At 62.7% G+C, this 21,260-nt stretch carries 17 protein-coding genes; 11 read left to right on the forward strand and 6 right to left on the reverse strand.

Annotated features, from left to right (window positions below):
* Window position 1: 1 nt before the first annotated feature.
* The 3 genes from cydC (at window position 2) to infA (ending at window position 2,820) form a co-directional block, all read left to right on the forward strand.
* Window positions 2-1,741, forward strand: a complete 1,740-nt coding sequence (cydC, locus tag JL05_RS20065) for a heme ABC transporter ATP-binding protein/permease CydC (protein WP_033633458.1) — start codon at window positions 2-4, stop codon at window positions 1,739-1,741.
* A gap of 29 nt (window positions 1,742-1,770) precedes the next feature.
* Entirely contained in the window at window positions 1,771-2,496 is a 726-nt protein-coding gene (aat, locus tag JL05_RS20070) for a leucyl/phenylalanyl-tRNA--protein transferase (protein ID WP_015377315.1), read from the forward strand.
* 105 nt (window positions 2,497-2,601) lie between these two features.
* Window positions 2,602-2,820, forward strand: coding sequence for a translation initiation factor IF-1 (infA, locus tag JL05_RS20075; RefSeq protein WP_002211347.1), 219 nt, complete (start codon window positions 2,602-2,604; stop codon window positions 2,818-2,820).
* Window positions 2,821-3,025: 205 nt separating this feature from the next.
* Here infA and clpA read toward each other — a convergent pair whose 3' ends face one another.
* Together clpA and clpS are read right to left on the reverse strand one after the other, a co-directional pair.
* Window positions 3,026-5,305: an ATP-dependent Clp protease ATP-binding subunit ClpA gene (clpA, locus tag JL05_RS20080; RefSeq protein ID WP_004928343.1), complete on the reverse strand. Its 2,280-nt coding sequence runs from the start codon at window positions 5,303-5,305 to the stop codon at window positions 3,026-3,028.
* 27 nt (window positions 5,306-5,332) lie between these two features.
* The gene (gene clpS, locus JL05_RS20085; protein WP_004928347.1) at window positions 5,333-5,653 is read right to left on the reverse strand and encodes an ATP-dependent Clp protease adapter ClpS; all 321 of its coding nucleotides are present in this window, start codon (window positions 5,651-5,653) and stop codon (window positions 5,333-5,335) included.
* A gap of 355 nt (window positions 5,654-6,008) precedes the next feature.
* Here clpS and cspD point away from each other — a divergent pair, with 355 nt between their 5' ends.
* Window positions 6,009-6,230 carry a cold shock-like protein CspD gene (gene cspD / locus JL05_RS20090; RefSeq protein ID WP_004928349.1) on the forward strand — a complete coding sequence of 74 codons (222 nt, stop codon included), beginning with the start codon at window positions 6,009-6,011 and terminating at the stop codon, window positions 6,228-6,230.
* Between the two features lie 87 nt (window positions 6,231-6,317).
* Here the strand turns inward: cspD and macB are convergent, their stop codons facing one another.
* Window positions 6,318-8,264: a macrolide ABC transporter ATP-binding protein/permease MacB gene (gene macB / locus JL05_RS20095; protein ID WP_033633459.1), complete on the reverse strand. Its 1,947-nt coding sequence runs from the start codon at window positions 8,262-8,264 to the stop codon at window positions 6,318-6,320.
* Window positions 8,264-9,379 carry a macrolide transporter subunit MacA gene (gene macA, locus JL05_RS20100; protein ID WP_033633460.1) on the reverse strand — a complete coding sequence of 372 codons (1,116 nt, stop codon included), beginning with the start codon at window positions 9,377-9,379 and terminating at the stop codon, window positions 8,264-8,266. Before macA ends, macB begins: the two co-directional genes overlap by 1 nt.
* A gap of 194 nt (window positions 9,380-9,573) precedes the next feature.
* Here macA and JL05_RS20105 point away from each other — a divergent pair, with 194 nt between their 5' ends.
* Window positions 9,574-10,527 (forward strand): VirK/YbjX family protein, encoded by a 954-nt coding sequence (locus tag JL05_RS20105; RefSeq protein WP_033633461.1) that lies wholly within the window; start codon window positions 9,574-9,576, stop codon window positions 10,525-10,527.
* A 14-nt stretch (window positions 10,528-10,541) separates the two neighbouring features.
* On the opposite strand, the gene JL05_RS20110 is transcribed toward JL05_RS20105, so the two are convergent.
* Window positions 10,542-12,200: an ATP-dependent endonuclease gene (locus JL05_RS20110; protein ID WP_033633462.1), complete on the reverse strand. Its 1,659-nt coding sequence runs from the start codon at window positions 12,198-12,200 to the stop codon at window positions 10,542-10,544.
* Between the two features lie 187 nt (window positions 12,201-12,387).
* Here JL05_RS20110 and JL05_RS20115 point away from each other — a divergent pair, with 187 nt between their 5' ends.
* The 5 genes from JL05_RS20115 (at window position 12,388) to ltaE (ending at window position 19,187) form a co-directional block, all read left to right on the forward strand.
* Window positions 12,388-13,284: a LysO family transporter gene (locus tag JL05_RS20115; RefSeq protein ID WP_004928363.1), complete on the forward strand. Its 897-nt coding sequence runs from the start codon at window positions 12,388-12,390 to the stop codon at window positions 13,282-13,284.
* 180 nt (window positions 13,285-13,464) lie between these two features.
* Window positions 13,465-15,114, forward strand: coding sequence for a hydroxylamine reductase (gene hcp / locus JL05_RS20120; protein WP_033633463.1), 1,650 nt, complete (start codon window positions 13,465-13,467; stop codon window positions 15,112-15,114).
* 56 nt (window positions 15,115-15,170) lie between these two features.
* Window positions 15,171-16,172, forward strand: coding sequence for an NADH oxidoreductase (gene hcr / locus JL05_RS20125; RefSeq protein ID WP_033633464.1), 1,002 nt, complete (start codon window positions 15,171-15,173; stop codon window positions 16,170-16,172).
* A gap of 201 nt (window positions 16,173-16,373) precedes the next feature.
* On the forward strand, window positions 16,374-18,095 hold the full coding sequence (poxB, locus tag JL05_RS20130; RefSeq protein ID WP_033633465.1) for a ubiquinone-dependent pyruvate dehydrogenase: 1,722 nt from the start codon (window positions 16,374-16,376) through the stop codon (window positions 18,093-18,095).
* A gap of 75 nt (window positions 18,096-18,170) precedes the next feature.
* Window positions 18,171-19,187 carry a low-specificity L-threonine aldolase gene (gene ltaE / locus JL05_RS20135; protein ID WP_021504350.1) on the forward strand — a complete coding sequence of 339 codons (1,017 nt, stop codon included), beginning with the start codon at window positions 18,171-18,173 and terminating at the stop codon, window positions 19,185-19,187.
* A gap of 29 nt (window positions 19,188-19,216) precedes the next feature.
* On the opposite strand, the gene JL05_RS20140 is transcribed toward ltaE, so the two are convergent.
* Window positions 19,217-19,564 (reverse strand): DUF1294 domain-containing protein, encoded by a 348-nt coding sequence (locus tag JL05_RS20140; RefSeq protein ID WP_004928387.1) that lies wholly within the window; start codon window positions 19,562-19,564, stop codon window positions 19,217-19,219.
* A gap of 149 nt (window positions 19,565-19,713) precedes the next feature.
* On the opposite strand from JL05_RS20140, the gene JL05_RS20145 reads away from it, so the two are divergent.
* Window positions 19,714-21,153, forward strand: a complete 1,440-nt coding sequence (locus tag JL05_RS20145; RefSeq protein ID WP_033633466.1) for a DUF2867 domain-containing protein — start codon at window positions 19,714-19,716, stop codon at window positions 21,151-21,153.
* Window positions 21,154-21,260: the final 107 nt, after the last annotated feature.

Below are 21,260 nucleotides of genomic sequence, written 5' to 3' on the forward strand. Positions count from 1 at the left end.
CATGCGCGTTTTGCTGCCGTTTTTGGCGTTGTATCGCCGCCATAGCCTGCTGATTAGCCTGGGCATCCTTTTGGCGATCGTCACCCTGCTGGCCAGCATCGGCCTGCTGGCGCTCTCCGGCTGGTTCCTGGCCGCCTCTTCGCTGGCCGGATTGGCGGGCCTGCTGACCTTCAACTATATGTTGCCGGCCGCCGGCGTGCGCGGCGCGGCGATCTTCCGCACCGCCGGGCGCTACGCCGAGCGCGTGGTCAGCCACGACGCCACCTTCCGCGTGCTGTCGCACCTGCGGGTGTTCACCTTCAGCAAGATCCTGCCGCTGACGCCGGGCGGCATCGCCCGTTTCCGCCAGGCCGACCTGCTCAATCGCCTGGTGGCGGACGTGGACACGCTGGATCACCTTTATCTGCGGGTGATCTCGCCGCTGATCAGCGCGGCGGTGGTGATCCTGGTGGTCACCTACGGCCTGAGCTGGCTGGATCCTGCGCTCGCCCTGACGCTGGGCGGCATACTGTTGCTGCTGTTGCTGCTGGTGCCGCCGGTGTTCTATCGCGCCGGCAAACCGATCGGCGGGCAACTCACCGCCCTGCGCGGCCAATACCGCACCGACCTGACCGCCTGGCTGCAGGGGCAGGCGGAGCTGGTGGTGTTCGGCGCCGTCAACGACTTCCGCCAGACGCTGAACGCCACCGAACAGCTGTGGCAACGCCGCCAGTGGCAGCAAGCCTCGCTGAGCGGCAAGGCGCAGGCGCTGATGATCCTCGCCAGCGGGCTGACGGTGACGCTGCTGCTGTGGCTGACCGCCGCCGGCATCGGCGGCGATACCCAACCCGGCGCGCTGATCGCGCTGTTTGTCTTCGCCGCGCTGGCGTCGTTCGAAGCGCTGATGCCGGTGGCCGGCGCCTTCCAGCACCTCGGCCAGGTGATCGCCTCCGCCACGCGGGTCAAACAGATCATCGATCGCCAGCCGGAAGTCTCCTTCCCTGCCACCGGTCCGGCCGCCGCCGACCGGGCTCAGCTTAGCCTGCGGCAGTTGAGTTTCACCTACCCCGATCAGCCGCAGCCGGTACTGCGCGACGTCACGCTCGAGGTCGCGGCCGGCGAACACATCGCCTTGCTCGGCCGCACCGGCTGCGGCAAGTCCACCCTGCTGCAGCTGCTGACCCGCGCCTGGCGCACCGACGGCGGAAAAATTCTGCTCAACGGCGAACCGCTGGAAGATTATGATGAAACCACGCTGCGTCGAATGACCACGGTCGTCAGCCAGCGAGTGCATATCTTCAGCGATACGCTGCGGGAAAACCTGCGGCTGGCCGCACCGGATGCCGGCGACGCTCGCCTGAGCGAGGTGTTGCAGCAGGTGGGGCTCGGCAAATTGCTGGACAGCGACGGCGGGCTGAACGCCTGGCTGGGGGAAGGCGGCCGGCAGCTGTCCGGCGGCGAACAGCGCCGGCTGGGCATCGCCCGCGCGCTGCTGCACCCTGCCCCGCTGCTGTTGCTTGACGAACCGACCGAAGGGCTGGACGCCGAGACCGAGCAGCAGATCCTGGCGCTGCTGCGCCGGCATTGTCAGGGCAAGACGCTGATCCTGGTGACGCACCGCCTGTACGGCCTGGAGCATCTCGATCGCATTTGCGTAATGGATGACGGCCAAATTGTCGAACAGGGCGATCACGCCACCCTAATGCGCCAGCAGGGCCGCTATGCCCGCTTTCGCAACCGTATCAGCAACCTGGCGCCGTAATCGGCCCGTAGAGGACGCAGAAACCCTGTATGCGCATCGTTAAGCTTTCCCCTCAGTCGCTGGCGTTTCCCTCGCCTGAGGGCGCCCTGCGCGATCCCAACGGCCTGCTGGCGATCGGCGGCGACCTGACGGCGCCGCGGCTGCTGGCAGCCTACGAGCGCGGCATCTTCCCCTGGTACTCGCCGGGGGAAGCGATTCTGTGGTGGTCACCCGATCCGCGTGCGGTGCTGTTCCCGGCCGAGTTTCATCTCAACCGCAGCCTGAAACGCTTTCTGCGCCACGATCCGTTTCGCATCACGCTTAATCACGACTTCGCCTCAGTGATCGCCGCCTGCGCCCACCGGCCGGATGAAGGCACCTGGATCGGCCCGGAGGTACAGCGCGCCTATCAACATCTTCATCGCCTCGGCTACGCGCACTCGGTGGAGGTATGGCAGGATGATCAACTGGTCGGCGGCATGTACGGCGTAGCGCAAGGCGCGTTGTTCTGCGGCGAATCGATGTTCAGCCGCGTCACCAACGCCTCAAAATGCGCATTGATGGCCTTTTGCCGCCATTTTGCCGCTTATGGCGGGGAATTGATTGACTGCCAGGTGCTGAACGCTCACACTGCCCGCCTTGGCGCGCGTGAAATTCCGCGCCGTCAATTTTTGCAGCAGCTCAGCACCCTTCAACGGCGGCCTTTGGCACCGGCGTGCTGGGCGCCGCAAGTCATATCCCCACAGCCGGTTGAACCGCCCTGCCCAGCAAACTAATTGGTGGAAACGGTGCTATGTTCACCGACACATCTTTACATAATGGGGGTTTTTCGGCATTATCTTGCCGGTTAAAAACTAAGGTAGTTAGACCTAGAGGATTCGATGGCCAAAGAAGACAATATTGAAATGCAGGGCACCGTTCTTGATACGCTGCCGAACACCATGTTCCGCGTTGAATTGGAAAACGGGCACGTGGTAACCGCACACATCTCCGGTAAAATGCGTAAAAACTATATCCGCATCCTGACGGGCGACAAAGTCACTGTAGAGCTGACCCCGTACGACCTGAGCAAAGGCCGCATTGTCTTCCGTAGCCGTTAATCGGCTCACCGCGCGCCACACGCTGGCGGCATCGAGGATGTAATCCCTCGGGAGCCCTTTCCGTTTACCCCCGCAGCGACGTTACACAACGGGTTGCAGGTGCGCAGGTAAACTGAGAGGGCTCACTCGTTTCTGTTATACGGTGAATCTCACCCATAAAAAAAGCGATGCCGAAGCATCGCTTTTTCTTTGCCTGAAGGCGGCCTTAGTGCACCGCGCCCTCGTCCGCTTTGCGCTTGGCGGCGCTGAGGAAGTGGTAGGTCAGCTGTTTCTTGTCCTTGTCCAGCTCGACCTTCACGGAACCGCCGTCCACCAGCGAGCCGAACAGCAACTCGTTGGCCAGCGGTTTCTTCAGGTTCTCCTGCATGACGCGCGCCATCGGACGAGCGCCCATCGCACGGTCGTAACCCTTCACCGACAGCCAATCGCGCGCTTCGTCGCTCACTTCCAGCGAGACGCCCTTCGCATCCAGCTGCGCCTGCAGTTCGACGATAAACTTGTCGACCACCTGCTGGATCACCTCGGTAGACAGATGGTTGAACCAGATGATGTTGTCCAGACGGTTGCGGAACTCCGGCGTAAACACCTTCTTGATCTCTTCCATCGCGTCGGTGCTGTTGTCCTGCTGCACCAGACCGATCGACTTGCGTTCGGTTTCCCGCACCCCGGCGTTGGTGGTCATCACCAGGATCACATTGCGGAAATCCGCCTTGCGGCCGTTGTTATCGGTCAGCGTGCCGTTGTCCATCACCTGCAGCAGCAGGTTGAACACGTCCGGATGCGCTTTCTCGATCTCATCGAGCAGCACCACCGCATGCGGATGCTTGATCACCGCATCGGTCAGCAGCCCGCCCTGATCGTAACCGACGTAGCCCGGAGGCGCGCCGATCAGGCGGCTGACGGTATGCCGCTCCATGTACTCGGACATGTCGAAACGCAGCAGCTCGATATCCATCGCCTTGGCCAACTGTACGGTGACCTCGGTTTTGCCGACCCCGGTCGGCCCGGCGAACAGGAAGGAACCGACCGGCTTGCGCTCGTGGCCCAGACCGGCGCGGCTCATCTTGATCGCTTCGGTCAGCGCCTCGATCGCCTGATCCTGGCCGAATACCAGCATCTTCAAGCGATCGCCCAGATTTCTCAGCACGTCGCGATCGCTGGCCGACACGGTTTTCTCCGGGATGCGCGCAATGCGCGCCACCACGGATTCGATATCGGCCACGTTGACGGTTTTCTTGCGCTTGCTGGCCGGCATCAACCGGCTGCGGGCGCCCGCCTCGTCGATCACGTCGATCGCCTTGTCCGGCAGATGACGATCGTTGATGTATTTCACCGACAGCTCCACCGCGGCGCGGATCGCTTTGGCGGTATAACGCACGTCGTGGTGCGCTTCATACTTGGCCTTCAGGCCGTTGATGATCTGAACGGTCTCTTCCGCCGTCGGTTCGGTGATATCGATCTTCTGGAAGCGGCGCGCCAAAGCGCGATCCTTTTCGAAGATGTTGCTGAACTCCTGGTAGGTGGTCGAGCCGATCACCCGGATCTTGCCGCTCGACAGCAGCGGTTTGATCAGGTTGGCGGCATCCACTTGCCCACCGGAAGCCGCACCGGCGCCGATGATGGTGTGAATTTCATCGATGAACAGGATGCTGTTCTGATCCTGTTCCAGCTGCTTAAGCAGCGCCTTGAAGCGCTTCTCGAAGTCGCCGCGGTATTTGGTGCCGGCCAGCAGTGAACCGATATCCAGCGAATACAGCGTGCAGTCCGCCATCACTTCCGGCACATCGCCCTGCACGATGCGCCAGGCCAGGCCTTCGGCAATAGCGGTCTTGCCCACGCCGGATTCGCCGACCAGCAGCGGGTTGTTTTTACGACGGCGGCACAGCACCTGAATCGCGCGCTCCAGCTCACGATCGCGGCCGATCAACGGATCGATGCCGCCCACACGGGCCAACTGATTGAGGTTGGTGGTGAAGTTTTCCATACGGTCTTCCCCTCCGGACTGCTCTTCGTTCACCGGGTTTTCCGCATTCGGCGCTTGGCCCGGCTCGTCTTTACGCGTGCCATGTGAAATGAAGTTCACCACGTCGAGACGGCTGACGTCGTGCTTGCGCAGCAGATAGGCCGCCTGTGACTCCTGCTCGCTGAAGATGGCCACCAACACGTTGGCGCCGGACACTTCGCTGCGGCCGGAAGATTGCACATGGAAGACCGCGCGCTGCAGCACGCGCTGGAAGCTGAGCGTCGGCTGAGTGTCGCGCTCTTCTTCGCCGGCGGGCAGCGTCGGTGTGGTTTGTTCGATGAAGGCTTCCAGCTCCTGGCGCAACGCGGCCAGATCCACCGTACATGCCTCGAGCGCTTCTCGCGCGGCAGGGTTGCTCAGCAACGCCAGCAACAGGTGCTCCACGGTCATAAACTCGTGTCTGTGCTCACGCGCCCTGGCGAAAGCCATGTTGAGACTGAGTTCCAGTTCTTGATTGAGCATAAGCACCTCCCCAATAGATTGCCTTATTCAGGCTTTTTCCAGCGTACAAAGCAACGGATGCTCGTTCTCCCTTGCGTACCGGTTCACATGGACGACTTTGGTTTCCGCCACCTCGGCGGTGAAAACACCACAGATCGCCTTGCCTTGATAGTGGACCGTGAGCATCAGTTGCGTTGCGCGTTCAATATCATAAGAAAAGAACTTTTGCAGAACGTCAATCACAAATTCCATCGGTGTGTAATCGTCGTTGTTAAGTATAACTTTATACATAGACGGCGGTTTTACCGCATCGATTTGTTTTTCTTCGGCCAAGTGTTCAAAGTTTAGCCAGTCGTTGTTATTGCCCATCGCTGCTCATCTTCTCTGCTCTGCCCTCTGATATGGGGACAGGTTTCGGTTATTCAAAGTGGGGATAGTTACTATTTTATCATCTTCGCCATCGTCCCGCCGCACTGTAACGTGCGCAAAAAAACGGGCCAATTGTGACTGAATCGTGGCAATAGCGTTACCTGCTTCAAACTTTGGTGAACTGCTCCCCGCCGACAAAAGCCGATCCCTTGACGCCCCGATCATTTGCTCTAGAGTGTAAATTCGTGGCTGGTGGTCTTTTAACCACCCCTTGTCCACCCTGCTACCCGCCCACGGCGGGTGCGAATTCAGTTATTCATCTCACTTAAAATAGCGTTGCGAGGGATGTAAAAGCATGGAGACGGGTACTGTTAAATGGTTTAACAACGCCAAAGGCTTTGGCTTCATCTGCCCAGCCGGCGGTGGCGAAGATATTTTCGCGCATTATTCCACCATCAAGATGGATGGTTACAGAACGTTGAAGGCAGGCCAGCAGGTCAGCTTCGACGTGCATCAAGGGCCAAAAGGGAACCATGCCAGTCTGATTGTGCCGGTGGAAAGCGAGGCGCTGTCCTGAACGCCTCCAGCAGCGTCGCGCTGCATTGACCCTGACTGCGATAAAAATGCCAGCCGCCGTGTGACTGGCATTTTTTATGCCTTTTACTTACTCGCGCGCCAGCGCATCGATCGGATTCAGCCGCGCGGCATTGCGCGCCGGCAGATAGCCAAACACCACGCCGATACCGGTGGAACAGAGGAACGCGCTCAGCAACGCCGCCGGCGGGAAGCTGATCTGCCAGCCCGGCAATACCAACTGCACCGCCAGGCCGATGGCGAACGACAGCGTAATCCCCAGCGCCCCCCCCACCAGGCAGACCAACACCGCCTCGATCAAGAACTGCTGCAACACGTCGCCGGAACGGGCGCCCACCGCCATGCGGATGCCGATCTCGCGCGTGCGCTCGGTCACCGACACCAGCATGATGTTCATCACGCCGATGCCGCCGACCACCAGCGAAATCACCGCCACCAGCGTCAGGAACAGCTGCAGCGTGCGGGTGGTTTTCTCCGCGGTTTGCACCAGACTGTCCATGTTATAGGTGAAAAAGTCCTTCTTGCCGTGGCGCAGCGTCAACAGGCGCGACAGTTGCTGCTCCGCTTCCTTGCTGTCGTAACCGTCGCGGATGCGCACGGTGATCGAATCGAAATAGCTGTTGCCCATCAGCCGGTTGGCCATGGTGCTGTACGGCACCCACACGTTCAGCGTCTTGCTGCTGCCGAACATCGACTGCTTCTCCTTGGCCACGCCGACCACCGTCGCCGGCATGTTGCCCACCAGGATCACTTCCCCCACCACGTTCTTCTGGTGCGGGAACAGCCGCCGTTGGGTATTGGCGTCAATCACCACCGTTTGCGCCTGCGACTGCACCTGCATCGGATCGATGCCGACGCCCTGGGTAAAGCTCATGCCGTACACGCGGAAGAACTGCTCGCTGACGCCGTTGACGTTGGCCGCCGCATCAACGTTGCCCAGGCGCAGCCGCATGCTGCTGCTGATGCTCGGCGACAGCGCACTGATGTAAGGCTGTTCGCGCAGCGCATCGAGATCGCCGTATTTCAACGATTGCCGGTAGGTCGGATCGTCATCGCCGAAATCCTTGCCGGGATAGATATCGACAGTATTGGTGCCGATGGATTTGATGTCCGCCAGCACCATCTGCTTGGCGGCGTCGCCGATCACCAGGATCGACACCACCGAGGCGATGCCGATAATGATGCCGAGCATGGTCAGCGCGGTGCGCATCTTGTTGGCCGCCATCGCGCGCCAGGCCATGATCAGCGCCTCGCGGAAACGGCCGCCCATCTGCCGCCAGGAAGGCGCCGCGGCGGCCAGCGCCAGCGGCTTAGCCTGCGCATTCTCCTGCGGTGCCGGCCGCGAGTCGGCGATAATCTCGCCGTCGCGGATCTCGATGATCCGTTCAGCCTGACGCGCCACCGCCGGATCGTGAGTCACCAGGATCACCGTGTGCCCCTGGGCGCACAACTGTTTAAGGATCGCCATCACCTCTTCGCCGGAGTGGCTGTCCAGCGCGCCGGTCGGCTCATCCGCCAGGATCACCTGCCCGCCGTTCATCAACGCGCGGGCGATACTGACGCGCTGCTGCTGGCCGCCGGAAAGCTGGCTCGGCCGATAGTTGACGCGCTCCCCCAGCCCCAACCGCCGCAACAGCGCCTCCGCCCGTTCGCGCCGCGCCGCTTTGCCCAGCCCGGCGTACACCGCCGGCACCTCGACGTTGTGCGCCGCGCTCAGGTGCGGCAGCAGATGGTAGCGTTGAAAGATAAAGCCGAAATGCTCACGCCGCAGCTGCGCCAGCGCATCGTCGCTCAGCGTCGCCACATCTTGCCCGGCCACCCGATACACGCCGGCGCTCGGCTTGTCCAGACAGCCGAGAATGTTCATCAGCGTCGATTTGCCGGAGCCGGAGGCCCCCATGATCGCCACCATTTCACCGGCGTCGATGCTCAGGCTGATCCCCTTCAGCACCTCGACCGTCTGCTCGCCGGAACGGTAGCTGCGGCGAATGCCGCTCAGCTGCAACAGCGCCGCCATCAGCCGGCCTCCACGCCGCCGCGGCTGACGATCACCTCATCGCCCGCCTCAAGCCCGCGGAGGATCTGCACGTCGATATTGTTGCGCAGGCCGATGGCCACCTCGCGCTTCTCTTCCTTGCCCTGTTTCAACACCGAGACATGGTAGCGGTTGTCGGCGATCTGATCGCCCAGCGCCGCCAGCGGGATCACCAGCGCCTGCTGAACGCCGGCCAGCTGAATGTGCACCTGCGCCGTCATTTGCAAGCGCAGCAACCTTTCCGGGTTGGGCACTTCGAAACGCGCGTAATAGAAGATGGCGTTATTGACCTTTTCCGGCGTCGGCTGGATGTCTTTCAGCACGCCGTCGAAGCGCCGGGTCGGATCGCCCAGCACCGTGAACCAGGCCTTCTGACCCGGCTTGAGGTTAATGACGTCGGCCTCCGAGACCTGCGCCTTCACCAGCATGGTGCCGAGATCCGCCAGCGTCAGAATGTTCGGCGCCTGCTGCGCCGCGATCACCGTCTGGCCCTGCAGCGTGGTGATCTGCACCACGTCGCCATCCATCGGCGCTTCGATGCGGGTGTAGGCCAGGTTGATCTTGGCGGTGTCCAGGCTGGCCTGATTCCGCGCGATCTGCGCATTGATGGTGCCCACCTGCGCCTTCTTCACCGCCAGCTGCGTCGCCGCCTGATCCAGATCCTGACGCGACACCGCCTGCAGCCTGGCCAGCGCCTGGTTGCGCTGCAGCGTGACCGCCGCCAGTTGCTGTTCCGCCTGCGCCTGCAGCAGCTGCGCATGCAGTTCGCGCAGCGTCGCCTCGCCTTCGCGGATGCTGTTCTGCGCCTGTTGCGGATCGATAACCCCCAGCAACTGGCCTTTTTTCACCTTGTCGCCGATCTCGACATACAGTTTTTCCAACTGTCCGCTGACCTGCGCGCCGACGTCAACCTTGCGCACCGCGTCCAGCTGGCCGGTCGCCAACACGTTCTGCTGCAGATCGCGCTGGGTGACCTTCACCGTTTTGAAATCGGTTGGCGCCGGATGGCGAAAGTGCCAAACGGCCGCCGCAGCAATCGCCGCAATCACCGCCAGAACGAGTATCCAGCGGCGTTTATGTCCTTTAAACCCTGTCAAAATGGACCTGCCTGTGCTTGTGAATATCCACCGCCCATTGCGGCGGCGGAGCTAAATTAGCATGCAACGTAGGGAATAACTAAACCTTAGCTCAACACAATGTGGAGACACGCCTGGTTACAGTTCAGCATTGAACTCCCGTTTAGTGAAACCTTGATGAAATACCGCCATTCAACACAGCCAAGGATTTCATCATGTCACAGCTCAGCTACCCACTCGCCTCCCCCCGGCCGCTTAACGGCTGGCAACTGATGACGGCGCTGATCAATGGCGAAAAGGCGCCAAGCAACGCCTGGAAAAAAACCTCGTTTCGCCTGAAGTTTCTCGGCCGTTCGCTGCTCAACTGGCGCACCACCAGCGGCCTGCTCAGTACCCTGGCCAGCAACCCGCTGCTGGAAGAGATCCTGAACGCGCAGCCGAACCTGCCGTGCAAGCTGCATCGCCCCTACCTGGCGGCCAACATGAGCAAGATCGAATGCTTGTTCGCCCTGCGCGATCATTACGATCTCATCGTGCAGCGCATGCCGCTGAAGATGCGTCTCGGCCACCTCGGCCCACAGCCTTTCGTGCTGGCCCGCGCGATGGGCAAAAACGAAGCGCCGATCTCGCTGGAACTGGCGGCGATCGACAAACTGAATAAGGAAGGGGAAGCCACGTTGCTGCTGCGCAACGCCAACGGCGTGATGCTGGCGGAAATCACCTTTGCGCTGATGCATTATCAGCAGCAGCCGACGCTGTTCATCGGCGGCCTGCAGGGCGCGAACCATGAGGTGCCGCACGCCGAGATCCAGCACACCACCAAGGAGTGTCACGGTCTGTTCCCTAAACGACTGGTGCTGGAAGGCGTTTGCACGCTGGCTCGGCATCTCGGCATCCGCCGGATCGTAGCCGTCGGCAATGCCACCCATATCTATCAAAACTGGCGTTACCAGAGTAAGAAGAAGGACCAACTGCACGCCGATTACGATCAGTTCTGGCTGTCGATGGGCGCCAAACCGCTCGACAGCGGCTATTTCCTGCTGCCCGAGCGCATCGCCCGCAAGCCGATCGAAGAGATTGCCAGCAAGAAGCGCGCCGAGTATCGCCGCCGCTATCAGTTGCTGGACGAACTGGAACAGGGATTGGTGGCGCATTTCTGCGCCCGATAACGCCCGGCGGGCCGTCAGTCCGCCCGGCCGCGCGCCAGCCAGATTACCCGTGAGAACATTTTCTTCAGCAGCGGCGGCACCGAGTCCGTGCCCCATTCGCCGGCCTGCATCGCGACCTCAATCGCCAGATCCGGCTTCGACGAGTGGTGAACCGCTTTCAGGATCACCTTGCGCACCGGCATCTGCGCGTTGAGCGGCACCGACGCCATTCGGTGATAAACCGGGCCGAACCCTTCACGGAACATGAAGTGCTCCATGTCCGGCGCCGGCAGCGCGGTCAGCCGATCGCGTTCGTTGTCTTCATGATTGTCCAGCAGGCTGCGCACGGTATTGGCGTACTTTTTGCCCGCCTCGTCGCCGTCCACCAACGCATGCCACTCGATACCCATACGGCGGGCGAAGCGCAGCAGCGGCTTCAGGCCGCACTGGGCGAATTCGATGACCCTCACCCCTTCCGCCTCGAAATGGTAGCCGCACTGGCGCGCCAGCTCGTTCAGCAGCCACACTTCGGTCTCGCCTTCCACCAGCAGCCAGCAGCGGGCGAACAGCGACGACGGCCGATTGAAACGGATGTGAAACGCGATGCGCCGCCCGTCTTCGGCGCTCAGCCCGCGCGGCCCGAGACGGTAGGTCGCAACCCGCCCCGACTCGCGCACCAGCCGGCAGACGTGCTCCACCGGCACCAGCGACACCAGTTCGCTGGAGTTGGTGGTGGTGATGCGCTGCAGCGGCAGCTGATTGAGCAGCCCCCAGGCCACCGACAGCATGATCGGATGCAGGCGAGTTTCCGGGTCCTCCACCAGCAGCAGCGGCCGGGCATGGGGATCCAGCTTGACGTCGCCCTTGGCCTGCAGCAGGGTGGAAAACATGCCCAGCAGGATCAGGCGCATGCTGCGGCTGTTCGGCTCGGCCACCATGCGGTTGATGCCGTCCAGCGCGCGCCAGGCGTCCTGCTCCGGTTCACCGCCGCGGCGGCGCGGCCGCGTCACCTGTGAACTCTGCTCGGCGAAATAGTGCTCCAGCAGCTGCTGCATCGCCGCCAGCCCCTGACGCAGCTCACCGTTGGTCAACTTCTGCGGATTGCGCACCAGCTCGCGCGTCAGCTGATCCAACTGCTGCGCCAGCGCCTGGGTATCGGGTTTGCGTTCATCGCCGAGGCTGCTGGGGCGCAGGCGGCGAATAAAGCGCGCGTCGCGCAGGCGCAATACCGGATGGATGCGGATAATGGCGTGGGCCAGCTGTTCGATATGGTGCAGTTGAAAGGCGTTGCCGTCAGCGTCGAGAAAACCGCGCCAGGTGCACACCGTGCCGTCGTCGGCCAGCTCGCCCTCGCAGCGGAAATGAATGCGGCTCAGGCCATCTTCGCCCTTGACCCACAGCGGCGTCAGGTGGCGATAGCGCGGCAGGTGCGCATGGCCGATGTCTTTTTCGCAGAAGGTGAACACCACCTGCAGGTGGCGCTCTTTGGCCGCCTCCTCACCGGGAGGGAAATGGAAGTCGTGCGCTTCAAACCGATACAGTTTCTGCTCCGGCGCCAGCAGCAGCGTCAGCGCATCCAGCAGGCTGGATTTACCCCAGGCATTTTCGCCGAGCAACAGCGTGTTGTCGTCCAGCATCAGCGACAGCCGGTTAATGCCGCGAAAACCTACAATTTCGATACGCTCCAAGAACATCCGCCGCCTCCCGTGCGCGCCGTCGCCTCTTCAATGAGGTGACCTTCACAGAGCATGGTCAAAAAACCCCTTGCAGGTCAAGCGGCCAACGTCAAATCTGCCGCTTTACTCCGGCCGGGCTTTTGGTTAGCGTGTGCTCCTCGTCGGCGTTCGGCGCGCTTCAAAACTCAAGGACACAAGCTGCACCATGTACTCAGGACTGTTGATTATTCTGTTACCGCTGATTGTCGGTTACCTCATTCCCTTACGCCATCGCCCGCTGCTGGTGCTGATCAACCGGCTGCTCAGCTGGATGGTGTACGTGATCCTGTTTTTCATGGGTATCAGCCTGGCATTCATGGAAGATCTCAGCAGCAACCTGGTGCTGATCTTCCAGTACAGCGCGGTGTTCTTCTTCTGCATTCTCTGCGCCAACCTGCTGTTGCTGGCGCTGCTGGAGCGGCGCATGCCGTGGCGCAGCAGCCATAAACAGGAAAAGCTGCCTTCGCGCGTGCACATGGCGCTGGAGTCGCTCAAGCTGTGCGGCGTGGTGCTCGGCGGCTTCCTGCTCGGCCTGACGCAGTGGCAATGGCTGCAGTTCGCCCATAAAGGCAGCGAATATGCGCTGATCTTCCTGCTGTTGCTGGTCGGCATTCAGCTGCGCAACAGCGGCATGACGCTGCGCCAGATCGTGCTCAACCGCCGCGGCACGCTGGTGGCATTGGTGGTGACCGTCGCGTCGCTGGCCGGCGGCGCGCTGGCGGCTCAGCTGCTGGGGTTGCCGGTCAAGGCCGGGCTGGCGATGGCCTCCGGCTTCGGCTGGTACTCGCTGTCCGGCATTCTGATCACCGACGCCTACGGCCCGGTGATGGGCAGCGCCGCGTTCTTCAACGATCTGGCACGCGAGCTGGTGGCGATCATGCTGATCCCGACGCTGGTGCGCCGCAGCCGCTCCACCGCCCTCGGCCTGTGCGGCGCCACCTCGATGGACTTCACCCTGCCGGTGCTGCAGCGCAGCGGCGGGCTGGACATGGTGCCGCCCGCCATCGTGCACGGCTTCCTGCTGAGCCTGCTGGCGCCGGTGCTGATCGCCCTGTTCTCCTGATCCTTTCCCCCTGGGGGCCGCCTGGCCCCCAAAGCGTAATAATTCCCATCCGCACCGCAAAATTGCGCTAAATCAAACTTGCCCGCAGTAGTCGCACAAAAGCCTTTTGCAACCCCGATCGCCGATCTATGCTTTTAAACAAGCATTACAAATGCAACTTTAAAATAAAAGGAAGCGACTATGTTCTGTGTGCAATGTGAACAAACCATCCGTACCCCGGCAGGCAACGGCTGCGCGTATTCTCAGGGCATGTGCGGCAAAACGGCGGAAACCTCCGACCTGCAGGATCTGCTGGTGGCGGCGCTGCAGGGCCTCTCCGCCTGGGCGCTGCAGGCGCGTTCGCTGGGCATCGTCGACCACGAGATCGACAGCTTCGCCCCGCGCGCCTTCTTCTCCACCCTGACCAACGTCAACTTCGATTCCCAGCGCATCATCGGCTACGCGCGGGAAACTCTGCTGCTGCGCGACTCGCTGGCCGCCCGTTGCCGGTTGCTGGATGCCGGCGTGCGCGTCGATCACCCGATGGCGGCCCTGCAGCTGGCCGGTGACGCTATGCCTGCGCTGCTGCAACAGGCGGCGCAGTTTGCCCTCAACAGCGACAAGGCCGAGGTCGGCGACGACGTACACGGTTTGCGCCTGCTGTGCCTGTATGGCCTGAAAGGCGCGGCGGCCTATATGGAACACGCGCACGTGCTCGGCCAGTTCGACGAGCAACTCTATGCCGACTACCACGCCTTTATGGCCTGGCTCGGCACCCGGCCGCGCGACGTCGACACCCTGCTGAACAACGCCATGGGCATCGGCAAGATGAACTTCAACGTGATGGCGATCCTCGATCGCGGCGAAACCCAGGCCTACGGCGATCCGCAGCCCAGCGCGGTCAACGTGCGCCCGGTGGCCGGGAAAGCCATTCTGATTTCCGGCCACGATCTCAAAGATCTGCGCATGCTGCTCGAGCAAACCGAAGGGCAAAACGTCAACGTTTACACCCACGGTGAAATGCTGCCGGCGCACGGCTATCCGGAACTGAAAAAATTCAAGCACCTGGTGGGCAACTACGGCAGCGGCTGGCAAAACCAGCAGACGGAATTCGCCAAATTCCCCGGCCCGATCGTGATGACCTCCAACTGCATCATCGATCCTAACGTCGGCAACTACGGCGATCGTATCTGGACCCGCAGCATCGTCGGCTGGCCGGGCGTCAACCATCTGGAAGGCGACGACTTCGGCGCCGTGATCCGCCAGGCACAGGGCATGAACGGCTTCCCTTACACCGAGATCGAACACCTGATCACCGTCGGCTTCGGCCGCCAGACGTTGCTGAACGCCGCCGACACGGTCATCGACCTGGTATCGCAGAAAAAACTGCGCCACGTCTTCCTGGTCGGCGGCTGCGATGGCAGCCGCGACGAGCGCAGCTACTTCACCGACTTCGCCCGCAGCGTGCCGCATGACTGCCTGATCATGACGCTGGCCTGCGGCAAGTACCGTTTCAACAAGCTGGACTTCGGCACGCTGGAGGGGTTGCCGCGCCTGCTGGACGTCGGCCAGTGCAACGACGCCTACTCCGCCATCATGCTGGCGGTCAAGCTGGCGGACACGCTCGGCTGCAGCGTCAACGAGCTGCCGCTCAGTCTGGTGCTGTCGTGGTTTGAACAGAAGGCGATCGTCATTCTGCTGACGCTGCTGTCGCTGGGGGTGAAAAACATCGTCACCGGCCCGACCGCGCCGGGCTTCCTGACCGACAACCTGATGGCGATCCTCAACGAGAAATTCGGCCTGCGCCCGATCACTACCGTCGAGCAGGATATCACCGCGCTGCTCGCCTGATGCCGTTACGTTATGGGGCCGCCTGCGCCGGCCCCTTTGCTTTTTGAGGTGCCCCGATGACTCAACCCACTCCGCTTTGCCCGAATCGCATGCAGGTGCATTCCATCCAGCGTGAAACCGCCGACGTCTGGACGCTGAACCTGATCTGCGACGTTTTTTATCCTTACCAGGCCGGCCAGTTTGCGCTGGTCAGCATCCGCAACAGCGAGGAGACGCTGCGCGCCTATACGCTCTCCTCCTCGCCCGGCCAGAGCCGCTTTCTCAGCATCAGCGTGCGCTGCCTGCCGGACGGCGTGGGATCGCGTTGGCTGACGCAAGAGGTCAAGCCCGGCAACACGCTGTGGCTGTCCGACGCGCAGGGCGAATTCAGCTGCGAGCGCCACCCGGCCGATCGTTATCTGATGCTGGCCGCCGGCTGCGGCGTGACGCCGATCGTCTCGATGTGCCGCTGGCTGACCGCCAACCGTCCGGCCTGCGATATCGTCGCGATCGTTAACGTGCGCACCCCCGCCGACACGATCTTCGCCGATCAATGGCGCGCGCTGTGCGCCGCCCATCCGCAGCTGCGCCTGACGCTGATGGCCGAGCAGGATCTGCAGCCCGGCTACCTCAGCGGCCGCATCGATGAACAGACGCTGCGGCAGGCGGCGCCGGATATCGCCGAACGCACGGTGATGACCTGCGGCCCTGCGCCCTACATGGATCAGGTGGAGCAGCTGTGCCGCCGGCTCGGCGTGCCGGCCGAGCGTTTCCATAAAGAGCAGTTCCACACGCCGACGGCGCAGGCCGACGCCACCGAAGGGCTGACGCTGCGCGCCGCGCGCCCGCTGCGCGAATTCCGCGTACCGGTTGGCAGCACGCTGCTGGCGGCGATGGAGGCCCACGCCCTGCCGGTCAACGCCGCCTGCCGCGCCGGGGTGTGCGGCTCGTGCAAAACTCGCATCCTCGAGGGCGACTACACCACCACCAGCACCATGACGCTGAGCGAGGAAGAGATAGCGCAAGGCTACGTGCTCGCCTGCAGTTGCCAGCTGCAGGGCGACGTCACGCTGGCGTGATCCCCTATAGCCCCATCGCCGCGATGGGGCATTTATCGGCAAGCTCCCCGCGGCCAGCCCGGTTACACTTTTCCCCGTCCTACGCTCTTTACCCTTCCTGACCGCATCTCGTCCACAGCCGGTAAGCTATGCTTGCAGTTGTTCTGCTGCCACTCACCGGATCGAGTCCACATCGTTTTTCAAACCTTGTTTGGGGGAACCATGAAGCAAACCGTAGCCACACTGATCGCCAAAACGCTGGATCAAGCCGGCGTAAAACGCATTTGGGGCGTGACCGGCGATTCGCTCAACGGCCTTAGCGACAGCCTGCACCGCATGGGCACCATCGAATGGCTGGGCACCCGCCATGAAGAGGTGGCCGCCTTCGCCGCCGGCGCCGAAGCTCAGCTTACCGGCCAGTTGGCGGTGTGCGCCGGTTCCTGCGGCCCCGGCAACCTGCACCTGATCAACGGCCTGTTCGACTGCCACCGCAACCATGTGCCGGTGCTGGCGATCGCCGCACACATCCCTTCCAGCGAAATCGGCAGCGGCTACTTCCAGGAAACCCATCCGCAGGAGCTGTTCCGCGAATGCAGCCACTATTGCGAGCTGGTTTCCAACCCGGAACAGCTGCCGCGCGTGCTGGAGATCGCCATGCGCAAGGCGATCCTCAATCGCGGCGTCTCGGTGGTCGTCTTGCCGGGCGACGTGGCGCTGCGCATGGCGCCGGAAGACGCGCCCCTGACCTGGCATACCCCGGCGCTGCCGCTGGTGCAGCCGCCGATGAGCGAGCTGAACAAGCTGGCGGAAACGCTGAACAAAGCGAAGAACATCACCCTGATGTGCGGCAGCGGCTGCGCCGGCGCGCACGATGAAGTGGTCAAGCTGGCCGAACTGCTGCAGGCGCCGGTGGTCCACGCGCTACGCGGCAAAGAACATATCGAATGGGATAACCCGTACAGCGTCGGCATGACCGGGCTGATCGGTTTCTCCTCCGGTTATCACGCGATGATGAACGCCGACACGCTGGTGCTGCTCGGCACCCAGTTCCCCTATCGCGCGTTCTACCCCACCAACGCCAACATCATTCAGATCGACATCAACCCCGGCAGCATCGGCGCGCACTGCCCGGTCAACATGGCGCTGGTGGGCGATATCCACACCACCCTCACCGCCCTGCTGCCGCAGCTGGAGCCGAAGCGCGACCGGGCGTTCCTCGACAAGGCGCTGGAGCATTACCGCAACGCGCGCAAGGATCTCGACGGGCTGGCGACCGCCAACGACGACCAACCGATCCACCCGCAGTATCTGGCGCAGCAGCTCAGCCAGTACGCCAGCGACGACGCCATCTTCACCTGCGACGTCGGCACGCCGACGGTGTGGGCCGCCCGCTACGTGAAAATGAACGGCAAGCGCCGCCTGCTCGGTTCGTTCAACCACGGTTCGATGGCCAACGCCATGCCGCAGGCGATCGGCGCTCAGGCCACCGCGCCGGATAAACAGGTGATCGCCATGTGCGGCGACGGCGGCTTCACCATGCTGATGGGCGATTTCCTGTCGCTGGCGCAGCTCAAGCTGCCGGTGAAAATCGTGGTGTTCAACAACAGCGTGCTGGGGTTCGTGGCGATGGAGATGAAGGCCGGCGGCTACCTGACCGACGGCACCGACCTGCATAATCCGGACTTCGCGGCGATCGCCAACGCCGCCGGCATCAAGGGCATCCGCGTGGAAAAAGCCTCCGATCTGGACGGCGCGCTGCAGGAGATGTTGGCGCATCCCGGCCCGGCGCTGCTGGACGTGGTCACCGCCAAGCAAGAGCTGGCGATGCCGCCGCAGATCAAGTTCGAACAGGCGAAAGGCTTCAGCCTGTACATGCTGCGCGCCATCATCAACGGCCGCGGCGACGAAGTGGTTGAACTGGCGAAAACCAACTGGCTGCGCTAAGCAAGCTGCCCCGATAAAATAAAGGGTATATGATGCCATGTACCCTTTTCCTCTCCCTTACATTCCAGGAACCCTATGCTTATCGATCTACGCAGCGACACCGTTACCCGCCCCAGCGCCGCCATGCGCCAGGCGATGGCTCAGGCAGAGGTCGGCGACGACGTCTACGGCGATGACCCGACGGTCAACGCGCTGGAGGCCGAGGCGGTGCGCCTGTCAGGCAAAGAAGCGGCATTGTTTCTGCCCAGCGGCACCCAGGCCAACCTGGTGGCGCTGCTGAGCCACTGCCAGCGCGGCGATGAATACCTGGTCGGCCAGCAGGCGCACAACTACAAATACGAAGCCGGCGGCGCAGCGGTGCTGGGCAGCATTCAGCCGCAGCCGATCGAGGCCGACGCCGACGGCACGTTGCCGCTGGACAAGCTCGCCGCCGCCATCAAACCCGACGACATCCACTTCGCCCGCACCCGGCTGCTGAGCCTGGAAAACACCATCAGCGGCAGAGTCTTGCCGCAGGCCTACCTGCAGCAGGCGTGGCAGTTTACCCGCGAGCGGCAGCTGGCGCTGCATATCGACGGCGCGCGCATCTTCAACGCCGCCGTGGCGCTGAACCTGCCGCTGAAAGAGATCGTGCAATACTGCGACACCTTCACCATTTGCCTGTCGAAAGGGTTGGGCGCGCCGGTCGGATCGCTGCTGTGCGGCAGCGAGGCCTTCATTCAGCGTGCGCTGCGCTGGCGTAAGATGACCGGCGGCGGGCTGCGTCAGGCCGGCATCCTGGCGGCGGCCGGTCTCTACGCGCTGGAGCATAACGTTGCGCGGCTGCGCGAAGACCATGACAACGCGGCCTGGCTGGAGCAACAGCTGCGGCAGATCGGCGTGGAGATCGCCGCTCCCGGCGCGCAGACCAACGTGCTGTACCTGCGCCAACCGCCGGCGCTGGCGGCCAAATTCGGTCCGTGGATGCGCGAACGCGGCGTGCTGATCAGCAGTGGCCCGCTGACGCGCATTCTGACCCACCTCGACGTCAGCCGTCAGGATCTGCAGCGGGTGGTCGAACTGTGGCGGGAGTTTCTTCAGCAGCACGCCTGATCGCTTGGGGCGCAGGCCGCGCCCCGCAATCAGAAAATCCAGCGGCCGTAAACCCAGTACCACAGCCCCAGCACCGCCGCCAGGTTGAGCGCGACGCTGAGGATGAACCAGGTTTTAAACGGCTGTTTCTGGGTTTTGTGGCGAAACAGCTGCTGCGCCAGCAATGCACCCAACCACCCGCCCAGCGCGCCGAACAGCAACAGCGTCGTCTCCGGCACCCGTCGCCACCCTTTGCGCGCCGCCAGCTTATCGCCGCCGTAGATCAGAAACGTCAGCAGGTTCGCCAGCAGCAACCCCATCCACACCGGATGCGGCGAGAACAAACTGGCGATCAGCGCCAGGCCCAGCAGGGCGTAACAAATCACATTGAGCTTCATGACATCCGGTCTTCGTTCGATAAGGGGCGCGTAGTGTGAACCTGCGCCGCGGCGGATGCAACCGGCTTATACCCATACAAAAAGTGCATTTAAACCCTGAATTTGGCATCCTGTCGTTCTGCGACTCTTTCACCGCACAAGGCGGCCCGATGATACCCCAACGCGTACTGGTTCTTGGAGCCAGCGGCTATATAGGCCAGAACCTGATCCCGCACCTGATCGAACAGGGGCACCAGATTACCGCCGCCGCGCGGCGCATCGAGTGGCTGCAGGAGCAGAACTGGCCGCAGGTCAACTGCCTGTATGTCGATCTGTACCGCCCGGACACCCTGAGCGCGGCGCTGTGGGAAATCGATACGCTGTACTATCTGGTGCACGCGATGGGCGACGGCGACGACTTTATCGAAAAGGAGCGCCAGGCGGCGGAAAATCTGCGCGACGCGCTGCGCAATGCCGGCGTCAGGCAGGTGATCTTCCTTGGCGCGCTGCAGCCGAACGACGACAGTTCGCCGCACCTGGTGGCCCGCCGCCTGACCGGCGAGATCCTGCGCCAAAGCGGCGTACCGGTCACCGAGCTGCGCGCCGGCATCATCGTTGGCCCCGGCTCGGCGGCGTTCGAAGTGATGCGCGACATGGTCTATAACCTGCCGGTGCTGACACCGCCGCGCTGGGTGCGTTCGAAATCGTCGCCGGTGGCGCTGGAGAACCTGCTGGTTTATCTGGCCGATCTGCTGGCGCATCCGGCGCAGGAACACCGCATCTTCGATGTCGCCGGGCCGGAATACCTCAGCTATCAGGACATGTTCCAACGCTTTATCGCCATCAGCGGCAAACGACGCTGGCTGATCCCGATCCCCTTGCCGACGCGGCTGATTTCGGTGTGGTTCATCAGCCTGATCACCTCGGTGCCGACGCCGATCGCCCGCGCGTTGATCCAGGGGTTGAAGCACGATCTGCCCGCCGACGGCCGGCCGCTGCAAGCCTTGATCCCGCAGCGTCTGCACACTTTTGATCAGGCGGTCACCGCCACGCTGCAGCGCGAACTGGAAGTGGTCGACTCCGCCGACTGGGGCTACGATCCGGCGGCGCGGGCTCGCTGGCGCCCTGGCTACGGCTACTACCCCAAACAGGCCGGTTGCGCGCTGGACACCGCCGCCTCCAGCCAGGCCCTGTGGCAAACGGTGCAGCAGTTGGGAGGCGAAGAAGGCTATTTCTACGCCAATATCCTGTGGCGGATCCGCGCCCGCATGGACGACATGATCGGCAACGGCGTGGTCTATGGCCGCCCGGCGCGCGCGGCCCTGGCACTGGGTGACGAGATCGACGGCTGGAAAGTGATTACCCTGAAGCCGCTGCGGCAGCTGGCGCTGCTGTTCGGCATGAAGGCGCCCGGCCTGGGGCGGCTGAGCTTCACCATCACCGATCGCGGCGATCGCCGCACGCTGGACGTGCGCGCCTGGTGGCACCCGGCCGGCTTCAGCGGGCTGCTGTATTGGTTCGCCATGATGCCCGCGCATCTGTTTATTTTTCGCGGCATGGCGAAGCGCATCGCCGAGCTTGCCGAGAACCTGGACCGCCAACAGCGCTGAACGGCGCTCATTTGTCGATCAACCGCACAGTTTGCCGCTGTGCTTCGGGGCTTTCCGATTGCATAGCGCACGAAATCACGGAAGAATGGCATCTTATTTGCTGGGAG

The sequence above is a fragment of the Serratia nematodiphila DZ0503SBS1 genome, assembly GCF_000738675.1.
Taxonomy (GTDB): domain Bacteria; phylum Pseudomonadota; class Gammaproteobacteria; order Enterobacterales; family Enterobacteriaceae; genus Serratia; species Serratia nematodiphila.

Bases quoted from the DNA above. Each gene is read 5' to 3' on its own strand.
- JL05_RS20110 (WP_033633462.1), bottom strand. From the start codon at position 12,200: ATGTTCTTGGAGCGTATCGAAATTGTAGGTTTTCGCGGCATTAACCGG.
- JL05_RS20115 (WP_004928363.1), top strand. From the start codon at position 12,388: ATGTACTCAGGACTGTTGATTATTCTGTTACCGCTGATTGTCGGTTAC.
- macB (WP_033633459.1), bottom strand. From the start codon at position 8,264: ATGGCGGCGCTGTTGCAGCTGAGCGGCATTCGCCGCAGCTACCGTTCC.
- JL05_RS20145 (WP_033633466.1), top strand. From the start codon at position 19,714: ATGATACCCCAACGCGTACTGGTTCTTGGAGCCAGCGGCTATATAGGC.
- clpA (WP_004928343.1), bottom strand. From the start codon at position 5,305: ATGCTCAATCAAGAACTGGAACTCAGTCTCAACATGGCTTTCGCCAGG.
- poxB (WP_033633465.1), top strand. From the start codon at position 16,374: ATGAAGCAAACCGTAGCCACACTGATCGCCAAAACGCTGGATCAAGCC.
- ltaE (WP_021504350.1), top strand. From the start codon at position 18,171: ATGCTTATCGATCTACGCAGCGACACCGTTACCCGCCCCAGCGCCGCC.
- cydC (WP_033633458.1), top strand. From the start codon at position 2: ATGCGCGTTTTGCTGCCGTTTTTGGCGTTGTATCGCCGCCATAGCCTG.
- infA (WP_002211347.1), top strand. From the start codon at position 2,602: ATGGCCAAAGAAGACAATATTGAAATGCAGGGCACCGTTCTTGATACG.
- hcr (WP_033633464.1), top strand. From the start codon at position 15,171: ATGACTCAACCCACTCCGCTTTGCCCGAATCGCATGCAGGTGCATTCC.
- cspD (WP_004928349.1), top strand. From the start codon at position 6,009: ATGGAGACGGGTACTGTTAAATGGTTTAACAACGCCAAAGGCTTTGGC.
- aat (WP_015377315.1), top strand. From the start codon at position 1,771: ATGCGCATCGTTAAGCTTTCCCCTCAGTCGCTGGCGTTTCCCTCGCCT.
- hcp (WP_033633463.1), top strand. From the start codon at position 13,465: ATGTTCTGTGTGCAATGTGAACAAACCATCCGTACCCCGGCAGGCAAC.
- JL05_RS20105 (WP_033633461.1), top strand. From the start codon at position 9,574: ATGTCACAGCTCAGCTACCCACTCGCCTCCCCCCGGCCGCTTAACGGC.
- JL05_RS20140 (WP_004928387.1), bottom strand. From the start codon at position 19,564: ATGAAGCTCAATGTGATTTGTTACGCCCTGCTGGGCCTGGCGCTGATC.
- clpS (WP_004928347.1), bottom strand. From the start codon at position 5,653: ATGGGCAATAACAACGACTGGCTAAACTTTGAACACTTGGCCGAAGAA.